Here is a 9,776-nt window from a genome sequence, read left to right as displayed (position 1 = left end):
ATCCTGCACGCCAAGGCTGAAAGCGCCGGACGGGAAGTGATCGCTGTGGACCCCCGCAACACCTCCCGGACCTGCCCTGAATGCGGGCATGTCTCAGCGGAGAACCGGCCCACCCAGGAGAAGTTCCACTGCGTTTCGTGCGGCCACCAGGCGCACGCGGACACGGTGGGCGCCCTGAACGTTCTACGGGCCGGGCTGGTCCGTCGCCACGCCGCACCGGCATAGCGAGAAGCCCCCTCATTCACGAGGGGGAGGAGTCACCTGATGCCGCCAGGTCCGCGCGGGCCAGCCGTGGACGAAGATCAGTGGTGGTCCGTCGAGCGGTCCCGCTTCCAGATAGGCCAGGGTCTGGCTGGGCCTGTGCAGGGTCTTCCGCTCGGGATGAAAGTCATGCGTCAAGGAAACCTCCATGGCCGGTCGCGGGTCGCGGTGGCCGGATGCCGGTCACCGGAAGGCCGATGGCGGGTGCCGGGCTGAAACGGCCGCGGCGGTGTCAGTCGCCCCGCCGGGTTCAGTCACCCTCAGGGCTGGTGCGGATGAGGCCCGGACCGCGGTCGACGACCGTGTCCCCGTACCCGACATCGTGGCCGTCGTCACAGCGGAGCTCCGCGCGCACCGGGGCGCCGCACTCCTTGTGGCGTACGACCAGCGCGGGACCTCGCTCGTCCGTGGCCCATGTGTCGCCCCACTGCCGCAGCGCCATGAGCACGGGCCGGAAATCACGGCCTTTCTCGGTCAGCTGGTAGGCGTACCGGGTGCGCTGGCCGGGTTCCTGATAGGGGACACGTTCCAGGAGCCCCGCGGCGGTCAGTTCCTTCAGACGTGCCGCGGCGGCGGGCTCGCCGACGCCCACGCGCTTGGCGAAGTCGTCGAACCTGCGCGTGCCCAAGAACGCCTCGCGCAGGATCAGCAGCGCCGTTCTGGTGCCGACGATCTCGAGGGTGCGGGCGATGGGGCAGTTGGTCATGGACCAGGTGTCGCGTTCCGTCAGCAGATCAGTCATGTCCCCAGCCTAGCCTGGCTTGCCTCATCGGTAGCCAGACGTTAGCGTCGTAGCTGACTTCTGAAAATATTAGTCAGCTGAGGGGTGCACGCCCCGGAGGAGGAATGATGGACATCAGCACCGCAAAGGCCCTGGTCACCGGAGCCAACCGCGGCCTCGGCAGGGCGCTCGCCCAGGAACTGGCCGCCCGCGGCGCCACCGTGTACGCCGGGGCCCGGCGGCCGGAGCAGGTCGACCTGCCCGGCGTGAAGGCGATCCGGCTCGACATCACAGACCCCGGCTCCGTCGCCGCGGCGGCCGAGGAGGCCGGTGACGTCAACGTGCTGATCAACAACGCCGGAACCTCGACGGGGGCGGATCTGCTGACGGGCAGCTGGGACGACATCCGGCTGGAGATGGAGACCCACTACCTGGGCACCCTTCGCGTGATCAGGGAATTCGCCCCGGTGATCGAGGCGCAGGGCGGCGGGTCGGTCCTCAACATCCTGTCCGTCCTGTCGTGGATCAGCTTCCCCACCACCGGCGCCTACTCCGCCGCCAAGGCCGCGGAGTGGAACATGACCAACGCCCTGCGCCAGCAGCTGGCGCCCAAGGGCATCACCGTGGCCGGACTCCACGTCGGCTACATGGACACCGACATGGCCCGCCATGTCACGGACTCCAAGACCCACCCGTCGGACGTCGCCCGCGCGGCCGTGGACGGGATCGCCTCCGGCGCACACGAGATCGTCGTCGACGACCGCAGCCGACAGGTGCAGTCCGGTCTCTCCGACGGCGTCGCCGCGCTCTACCCGCAGCTCGGCTGAGACGAGGAAACGGTGCCTTCGACCGCTCCCTCCACTCCGCCGCGACGGCTGGGCCGGCTCAGACCCGTCGCCGGCGAGCCCACCGGCAACCCGCTCTCCTCACCCCCGTCCTCCCGGCTCTCCCCGGGCGTCACGCTCATCGCCATGTGCCTGGGCGCCATGACGACCTTCCTGCTGATCACCGCCTCCGTGTCGGCGCTGTCGGCCATCCAGGACGATCTGCACGTCTCCCCGAGCGGACTGGTCTGGATCCCCTCCGCGTACACACTGCTCGTAGCGAGCCTCGTGTTGTCCGCGGGCACCATCGGCAACCTCTACGGCCGTAAACGGACTTTTCTCGGCGGAGCTGTGGTCCTGATCCTCGGATCGGTCATCGTCTATGCCGCGCACTCGACGGGGGGCATCATCGCCGGGCAACTGGTCTCCGGCGTCGGCGGTGCGCTCATCCTGCCCAACAGTCTCGCTCTGCTCGGCGCCGCCTTCCCCGACCCCCACCGGCGCACCGAAGTCGTCACCGCCTGGGCGGCGTCGTCCGGCATAGGACTCGCCGTCGGCCCGCTGATCGCCGGTGTCCTGCTGGACCACTTCCGCTGGAACACCGTCTTCCTTTCGACCGCCGTCCTCGCCGTGGTCACCCTGGCGATCGGCGCCTTCGTCGCCGAGTCACGCAGTCCCGGCGGCAGACTCGACATCCCCGGCCAGCTGCTGGCCGTCCTCGGCATCGCCGCGCTCGTCTACGCCCTCATCGAAGGCGGACACGACGGCTACACCAGCACGCGCATCCTCGCCGCATGGTTCGTCGCGGCCGCGGCGCTGACGGGCTTCGTCCTCGTCGAGCGCGCCAGCACCACGCCACTGCTCGACCCGAGCCTGTTCCGCTCGGCGTCGTTCAGCGCGGTCATGTTCGTCGCGGCCGTCTCGCTGTTCGGCTTCACCGGCGTCGCCATCCTGTCGACGCTCTACTACGAGCGCGTCCAGCAGCTGACCGCACTGGGGGTGGGATGGCGCCTGCTCCCCTTCTTCGGCGTGTATGTGATCGTGGCGTACGGGACAGGACGCGTCATCCGGCGCATCGGCTTCAAACTGCCCCTGACCCTGGGCTTCCTTCTCGGCGCGGCGGCTGCCGTGGGATTCACCACCATGGACCCGACCATCCCCTACACACGCGTGTGGTGGCTGTACGTGCTCTTCGGTGCCGCGAGCGGGTTGGTGGCCGCACCCAGCACCGCCGCGGCCCTGGTCAGCGTCTCGCACGAGCGCGCCGGCATGGCCTCCGGAGCAGTCAACGCCTTCCGCCAGATCGGATCCGTCATGGGCTCGTCCCTGCTCGGCGCCCTGCTCGCCAGTCGGCTCGAGTCGCAACTGCCGGCCCGGCTCGGCGCCCACCATGTCCCCCGCGCCGCCTGGCCGGCCGTCGAGCACGCCGTCTCCACCGGATCCGGCGGGGGAGCGGTGCCACCGAACGTGACCGCCGCGGTGGGCGATGCCTTCACCTCCGGAGTGCACGCCGGCATGACCGTCATCGCCGTGGTCTTCCTGTGCGCAGCCCTCGCCGCGGCCTTCCTGGTACACAACCGGCCGCACCACACCACGGCCACGCCGAACTGACATCACAGGCAAGCCGTGTTCGAAGTCGGCACGAGCGGAGTGCCCCTGGCCGCGGACACGGCCGGGGGCACGTCGCTGCGCGCCTCCACGCCGCCGCGCTTCTGCGCGCTGTGGACCCTGCCCACGACGGTCGTGGACCAGGTGGGTGGGCGCACGCCCATCAGGTGCGGCGGCGTACGCCGATCAGGTGCGGGGGCAGAGGATGAAGTCGGGGAAGGCATGCCGACCGGGCCGGTCGCCGACCTCCGCGAGCGCCGCACGGATCTCATGCAGATGGCGAGTGGTCATCTGCAGCGGAGGCTCGTCAGGCTGGTAGGTGGTGCGGATCGGGTAATCCACGCCCGGTTGCCGGGTCATCTCGATGTGACAGCCCAGCACGTGGGTAACCGGCCGACTGCCGGAGAACTCGATCAGACGGTCGATGGACCGGGCGAAGGCGGCCCGGTCCTGGATATAGAGCCTGCCCGGGTAGACCGTGTCACCCGTGAGCAGAAACCCGGTCCAGGGGTCGTAGAAGGTCACCGCCGCCTCGTGATGGCCGGGGGTGGCGAAGGACTCCAGCACCCGGCCTCCCAGGTCCACCCGCGCCACGGCGTCGGGGTCTTCCCCGAACCCGAAGTACTCCCAGGCCGTGGCCAGGTCGGCGCCCACCACCGTGGTGGCGGGACGATCAGTGAACTGGGCGTCGCCCGCGATGTGGTCGCCGTGCGGGTGGGTGTGCAGAACCAGCAGGCCGTACTCGTCCCGGGGGTGCCGGGCGAGCCACCCGGCGACGAGTTCGTCGACCGTCCGGCGCAAGGGAAAGAACTCCGCGGAGGCGGTGGCACCGGTGTCGATCAACACCGCCCGAGCATTCCCGAACAGCAGAAACAGAAAGGGCGCCTCGTAGTTGACCGCCATGTTCTGCCGCAGGATGAACGTGTGCTCGTCGTACCGGTGTACCTGGATGTCCGGGTCGGCGTTGTGCTTGGCCGACGGCGAGCCATGAATCCACCGGACGTCGAGCGCCCCCGGGTCGGGCACCCCACCAGCGGCGAAATCGACCGACGGCCTGCCTGTTACCACGACGACTCCTCCGGTGCGTCGTCTTGGCAGACCGGGTACGGCGCACATCTCGTCCGGGGCAGGCCCCCGTACGAGCCTCCACGGGGAAGCTACCACGGCATTCGCCCGGCTCCGGAGGACATCGGGGCCACTCCGGCTGCCCGCCGCTCTCCTCCCTGCAATGTGGTGGCCAAGCCTCGTATGGCTGGGTGCCGCGACCGCGACGCGACCGCGATCGGGCGCCGCAGGCCGAGTTCCCCGAGCGCGCTGTCGATGGGTCCCAGGCGCTTGCCGAGCCGGGAGATGCCGATGTGGTCGGCCGCGGCGAAACGGCGGGCGTCGATCCGCCCTTGATCGACCCGGAACTGAAGAGTCCCACCGTGGCCAATCGTGACATCGCCGCCACCGCAGCGCGGCTGCCGCTCGACCCCTCGTGGGAGGAGTCCGGCCAGGTCGCCTGCTCGGCCCGGAAGACCTGTCGCCCAACGAGACGGCGAGCGCCTCATCGGCTTCGGGATGACAGACGCGATGGCGCAGGCGATGGTCGACATGTTCGACGCCAAGCCCCCGAGAACGCCGAGCCGCGCACGGCGAAGTTGCGCTCGCGGGCCTCGCTCCGCAAGCGGAGCAGCGGCCACCAATATCCCGAAGAGGAAGTGGGCGGTGACAGACCGTGCTAATTAAGGTGCGTGCGCGAGTACCCCTTGGCTTCCGGCATGGCCGGTCAACTCGGCTGGCTGGCCCTGCCAACCGTTCCCGACCAACTGGCACCGTTGGTCGACCGTAGCGATGCACTGCTGACCGCCTGGTGGCGGGACCACGAGGTCGACGCCCTGGAACGGCTCGTCGTCACCTGGTCGGAGATCTTCGATCACCCACACTTCCGCGCCGCCGAGGCGGATTTCCGGTTGCTCTGCCAGGACCGTGCCGCGGTGTGCCTGTGCTGGCACGCGCTCGAGACCGGACAGGGCGAGGAGCTGGACGAGGCCCACGCCCGTCTGACGGAGATCCTTGCCGCGGCTCCGTCCTGGGCCGCCGATGTGGAGTACCACCTGGGCATCATCGAGGAGGGGCGGGCGCAGCTGCGTAATTCCCTGGCTCAGTCCCTCGCGGCGGAGCGTCGCCTTCGCGCCGTGCTCGCCGCACTGCCTCCCGAGGAGACCCGACTACGCCCGCGCTGCATGGATGTCCTGGCCCGGACCCTTCTCTGGCTGCACATGCATGATCGCGCCCGCGGAAGCACCGACGAGGCCATCGCCCTGCACCGGGCCGCCGTCACACTGATGCCACGCGACAGCGCCTATCGCGGAGTGATCGTGGTCATGCTCGCCTCGTCGCTGCGGGCCCGGTTCAAGGAGACGGGGCGGCTCTCGGATCTGAACGAGGCGCTGACGCTGCTCCAGGAGAGCATCGAAGGCATCCAGTTCTCGAGTGTCGCCGCTTATGGACACACGACACTCGGCGGACTGCTGCGCGAACGCTACGTGCGCTCCGGCGACTTTGCCGATCTCCAGCGCTCGCTGGAAGCACACGCGGAAGCCGTCCGGTTCGCCCCCGAAGGCCGCAGAAGTTGGCTGGTGGCACTGAACAACCAGGCCAACGCCCTGAACGCGGCTTACTCCGTCACCCGCGATCGGACCCTGCTCGAACAGGCCATCGACAGCCTGACCCTGGTGGTCGAAGCGACCGACCCGCGGGACCACTCCTACCCGGCCCGGCTGAACAACCTGGGCAACAGCCTGACCTTCGCCTACGACGAGACGGGCGATCCCGCCTATCGGGACCGCGCCATCGTCAAGTACGAGAACGCCATCGCCCATTCACCGGCTGACGACCAGGAGCTGTCGTCGCGCTATCTCAACCTCGCCACCAAGCTCGCCCGCCGACATCTCGAGCGGAGCCGTCGCCGCGACCGCCGACCGGCACACCGCTACTTCCGGCTGGCGTACGAGACCGGAATGGCCCGAGCGCCGGAGTGGGCCCTCACCGCCGCCTTCGCCTGGGGCGAGTGGGCAGGAGCCTGCGGCAGGTGGAGCGAGGCGGTGAAGGCCTACGAACTCGGCATCGAGACGATCGAGCTTCTCTTCGCCCGCCAGGACTCCCGAGTCGACAAGGAGGCATGGCTGCGCACCGCGCAGGGCGTGCCCGCCCGCGCCGCCTACGCCTGCGCCCGCTCAGGACGTCCCGAGCACGGCGTCCTGCTGCAGGAACGCGGCCGAACCCTGCTGCTGGCAGAGGCGCTCCGCATGCGGGGCGGCGACCCTCCGGACCTGCCGTCCATTCGTTCTGCCGCAGGCGACCGGACTCTGGTCTATCTCGACTCGGCCGACATCGGAGGGACAGCCCTGATCGTCGCGCCGGGCGCGCGCAAGGTGCGCTCCGTCGAACTGCCCGAGCTGAGGAACGCCGCCGTCGATCCACGTGTCGACCTGCTGGCCCGGGCCTATCAGGGGCGGCACACCGACCCGGAGCTGTGGTCGCAGACGCTCGACTCAACCGGCCGCTGGGCGCAGGAAGTGATCTTCGATCCGCTGCTGCCGAGCCTTCCGAAGGAGGCCGATCACCTTGTCCTCATACCCGCCGGCCGGCTGGCGCTGCTCCCCCTGCACTCCGCGTGGTCGCCTCACCCCGATGGCGGCCGACGGTACCTCGTCGACGAATTGATCATCGGTTACACGCCGACCGCGCAGGCGCTGCGGCCCGCCGGCACCGCGCGGTTCCGGGAGGCTCTCGTCGTCGACGATCCCCGCCCGGTCTCCGCCTCCCCACTGCCCTGGTCCGGTGCGGAATGCGCGGCGGCCCTCGCCGCCTCGGGCCCCGGAAAGGTACTCGCCGGTCCGGGCGCCACCCGCGCGGCGGTTCTGGACGCGCTGAACGGACCCAGCCTCATCCACCTCTCGTGTCACGGCGCCGGCAGGAGCGACGCGCCCTTGATGAGCGGGATGCTGATGGCGGAAGACGAGCCACTGACCGTCGGTGACATCATCGCGTTGAACACCCGAGTCGAGGCCGAGCTCGTCGTGATGTCGGCCTGCGAGACGTTCCAGGCGGGAACCAAGCTCCCCGATGAGGTCGTCAGCCTGCCGACGGCGCTGCTCCAGCTCGGCTGCCGTGCCGTGGTCGCCACCCAGTGGGCGGTCTCCTCCCTCACTGCCGCCCTGATCGTCGCGGCCTTCTACCGGAGGCGTGCCGAGGGGGACCCGCCCGCCCGGGCGCTGCGCACGGCCGTCAACCGGCTCCGGCCGCTCACCCATGCCGAGCTGGCCGCCCATCTGAAACCCGGAGCCGGGACGGACCTCTTCGGTCTGCCGCCCGACGCGGCACGACCTCTGTGGCGGACCCTGCGCCGTCGCGACCCCGACGCCCGGCCGCTTGCCAAGCCTGCCGAATGGGCAGCGTTCAGTGTTGTCGGTGGATGATCCAAGGAGACACCCGATGGACGATGACACGCTGTTGGAACTGGCGGTGGCCCTGGAACCCGAGATCGCCCAGCTGACCGATCGGGTGACGGCCGACCGGTTCACGGCACTCCTGGCGGCCCTGCGCGCCGGGGAACTCGTCGGAGACGACCTGTTCGAACTGCTCACCGCCGATGCCGCATTGCGTGACCGGGTCAACGCGCTGCTCCCGCCGGAGAAGGACGGTGAAAAGGGCTATCAGGAGCTGCCGGGCAAAGGCGAGATCATCGCCCCGCTCTTCTACGCCTGCCCCGAGGGTGACTACCGCCACCCGGTCCAGGAGATCGGCGAGCCGGTGCCGGACTGCCCGGCACACCGGATAGCGCTGGTGGCGGAGTAGACGTGCTCACCAAGCTCTGGACCGGTCTGGGCGAAAAGCTCGCGGAACGGTTTGCGCTCGCGCTGCTGTCCCCGGCCGCGACGTTCTGGTCGGCGGGAGCCCTGGCCTGGTTCGACGGCCACGCCTCCGGCGGCCACCGGCCGACCGCGCTGAACGAGACGACCAGCCGGATCACCGGTCTCCCGGCCGCGGCTCAACTCTTCCTGGCCCTGGGCGTTCTCGCCCTCCTCACCGCCAGCGGTACGTTCGTCAACGCCCTCTCCCTTCCCATGCTGCGCCTCATGGAGGGCTACTGGCCGCGGTTCCTGGCCGCGCCCCGCCGACGGCTGGTCGGCCGCAAGGCAAGCCGGCGCGCCTCCGCTGCAACCCGCTGGCGCGCCCTGATGCTCACCGGCGAGGACTCACTGACCCCCGAGGAGACGGCCGAGGCCATCCAACTGGACCGCCTCCTCAACCGGATGCCGCCGAGCCCCGCCCAGCAGATGCCGACCCGCCTGGGCAACACCCTGCGCTCGGCGGAGTCCCGTCCGGCCCGCAAGTACGGCCTCGATCCGGTCGTGTGCTGGCCCCACCTCTGGCTCCTGCTTCCCGACCCGGCACGCGAGGAGATCTCGCACGCCCGGGCGTCCCTCGATCGCGCCGCCACCTGGACGATCTGGGGTCTCCTCCTCCTGGTGTGGACGCCCTGGAGCGCCTGGGCGATTCCCGCCGCGCTGGTCGTCGCAACGACCTCCTACCTCGCAGCGGTCCGCACCGCGACGGCCTACGCCGATCTCGTCGAAGCCGTCTGGGACCTCCACCGCTCCACCCTGTACAAGGCCTTGCGCTGGCCCCTGCCCGTCGACCCCGCGACCGAGTTCGCCGCGGGCAAGGCCCTCACGGCCTATCTCCGCCGCGGCGCACGTGGAACGCTTCCACGGTTCAGCCAAGACCTCCCGGCATGACGGCCGCACCGCAAGCGCGCATCGACCACCGTGCGCGCAGACTCGCGGGGGGCGGAGCGAAACAACAGATCGCTCGACACGATACGAAGCTGAGCACGCGTACTCATGCGCCCGCCCCATCGCGACAGGCAGCGTGGGGGTATGAACCTCCCCATCCCTGATCTTGCGTGGGTATCCCCGGCTTCAGCCGGGGAGGGAAACGCGTCCTCGGGTCGGAGGCGCGCAGCGCCGGAGTTCGCTGCGCCTCCTCGGTGACGGTCAGGTGGGCTGCTTCTGGCCCTCGATGTACTGGCGGACGATGCTGAGCGGCGCGCCGCCGCACGAGCCGGCGAAGTAGGAGCGGGACCAGAACACGGAGCCGATGCCGATGCGGTTGATGCGGCCGGTGTACTCGGCGCGCAGATACCGGGAGCTGACGCCCTTGAGGCTGTTGATCAGCTTGGACAGGGCGATCTTCGGCGGGTAGTGCACGAGCAGGTGTACGTGATCGCTTTCGCCGTTGAACTCCTTCAGATCTGTCTCGAAGCTGCCGCACACCTCTCGCATGATTTCCTCGCACCGCTTCAGCATGGC

At 69.8% G+C, this 9,776-nt stretch carries 10 protein-coding genes and 1 riboswitch; of the genes, 6 read left to right on the top strand and 4 right to left on the bottom strand.

Features of this window, described 5'->3' with window-relative positions:
- The coding region (locus LZ604_RS34960; RefSeq protein WP_234520213.1) for a zinc ribbon domain-containing protein at nt 1-225 on the top strand (225 nt) is incomplete at its 5' end.
- A gap of 12 nt (nt 226-237) precedes the next feature.
- Here the strand turns inward: LZ604_RS34960 and LZ604_RS34955 are convergent.
- Together LZ604_RS34955 and LZ604_RS34950 are read right to left on the bottom strand one after the other, a co-directional pair.
- The gene (locus LZ604_RS34955; RefSeq protein ID WP_234520211.1) at nt 238-399 is read right to left on the bottom strand and encodes an alpha/beta fold hydrolase; all 162 of its coding nucleotides are present in this window, start codon (nt 397-399) and stop codon (nt 238-240) included.
- 112 nt (nt 400-511) lie between these two features.
- A complete protein-coding gene (locus LZ604_RS34950) occupies nt 512-1,003 on the bottom strand; it encodes a winged helix-turn-helix transcriptional regulator (RefSeq protein ID WP_234520209.1) in 492 nt (163 codons plus the stop codon).
- A gap of 107 nt (nt 1,004-1,110) precedes the next feature.
- Here LZ604_RS34950 and LZ604_RS34945 point away from each other — a divergent pair, with 107 nt between their 5' ends.
- Nucleotides 1,111-1,809, top strand: a complete 699-nt coding sequence (locus tag LZ604_RS34945) for an SDR family oxidoreductase (protein ID WP_234520215.1) — start codon at nt 1,111-1,113, stop codon at nt 1,807-1,809.
- Nucleotides 1,810-1,821: 12 nt separating this feature from the next.
- Nucleotides 1,822-3,417, top strand: coding sequence for an MFS transporter (locus LZ604_RS34940; protein WP_234520208.1), 1,596 nt, complete (start codon nt 1,822-1,824; stop codon nt 3,415-3,417).
- A 183-nt stretch (nt 3,418-3,600) separates the two neighbouring features.
- Here the strand turns inward: LZ604_RS34940 and LZ604_RS34935 are convergent, their stop codons facing one another.
- Complete coding sequence (locus LZ604_RS34935) at nt 3,601-4,482, bottom strand: MBL fold metallo-hydrolase (protein ID WP_234520207.1); 882 nt, start codon at nt 4,480-4,482, stop codon at nt 3,601-3,603.
- A 12-nt stretch (nt 4,483-4,494) separates the two neighbouring features.
- Nucleotides 4,495-4,564: riboswitch (guanidine-III (ykkC-III) riboswitch) on the bottom strand.
- Between the two features lie 613 nt (nt 4,565-5,177).
- On the opposite strand from LZ604_RS34935, the gene LZ604_RS34925 reads away from it, so the two are divergent.
- From LZ604_RS34925 to LZ604_RS34915, 3 genes are read left to right on the top strand one after another with little or no spacing between them, the layout of a single operon-like run.
- The gene (locus LZ604_RS34925; RefSeq protein ID WP_234520206.1) at nt 5,178-7,880 is read left to right on the top strand and encodes a CHAT domain-containing protein; all 2,703 of its coding nucleotides are present in this window, start codon (nt 5,178-5,180) and stop codon (nt 7,878-7,880) included.
- Between the two features lie 16 nt (nt 7,881-7,896).
- Nucleotides 7,897-8,259, top strand: a complete 363-nt coding sequence (locus tag LZ604_RS34920) for a hypothetical protein (protein WP_234520205.1) — start codon at nt 7,897-7,899, stop codon at nt 8,257-8,259.
- Nucleotides 8,260-8,261: 2 nt separating this feature from the next.
- Entirely contained in the window at nt 8,262-9,203 is a 942-nt protein-coding gene (locus LZ604_RS34915) for a hypothetical protein (RefSeq protein WP_234520204.1), read from the top strand.
- A 258-nt stretch (nt 9,204-9,461) separates the two neighbouring features.
- On the opposite strand, the gene tnpA is transcribed toward LZ604_RS34915, so the two are convergent.
- The coding region (gene tnpA, locus LZ604_RS34910; protein ID WP_234520203.1) for an IS200/IS605 family transposase at nt 9,462-9,776 on the bottom strand (315 nt) is incomplete at its 5' end.

It is taken from the genome of Streptomyces glomeratus (genome assembly GCF_021462825.1).
GTDB classification, from domain to species: domain Bacteria; phylum Actinomycetota; class Actinomycetes; order Streptomycetales; family Streptomycetaceae; genus Streptomyces; species Streptomyces glomeratus.
The sequence above is the reverse complement of the archived record's forward strand: the minus strand, read 5'-3'. Positions and strand labels throughout refer to the sequence as shown.

Bases quoted from the DNA above. Each gene is read 5' to 3' on its own strand.
- LZ604_RS34925 (WP_234520206.1), top strand. From the start codon at position 5,178: ATGGCCGGTCAACTCGGCTGGCTGGCCCTGCCAACCGTTCCCGACCAA.
- LZ604_RS34920 (WP_234520205.1), top strand. From the start codon at position 7,897: ATGGACGATGACACGCTGTTGGAACTGGCGGTGGCCCTGGAACCCGAG.
- LZ604_RS34950 (WP_234520209.1), bottom strand. From the start codon at position 1,003: ATGACTGATCTGCTGACGGAACGCGACACCTGGTCCATGACCAACTGC.
- LZ604_RS34945 (WP_234520215.1), top strand. From the start codon at position 1,111: ATGGACATCAGCACCGCAAAGGCCCTGGTCACCGGAGCCAACCGCGGC.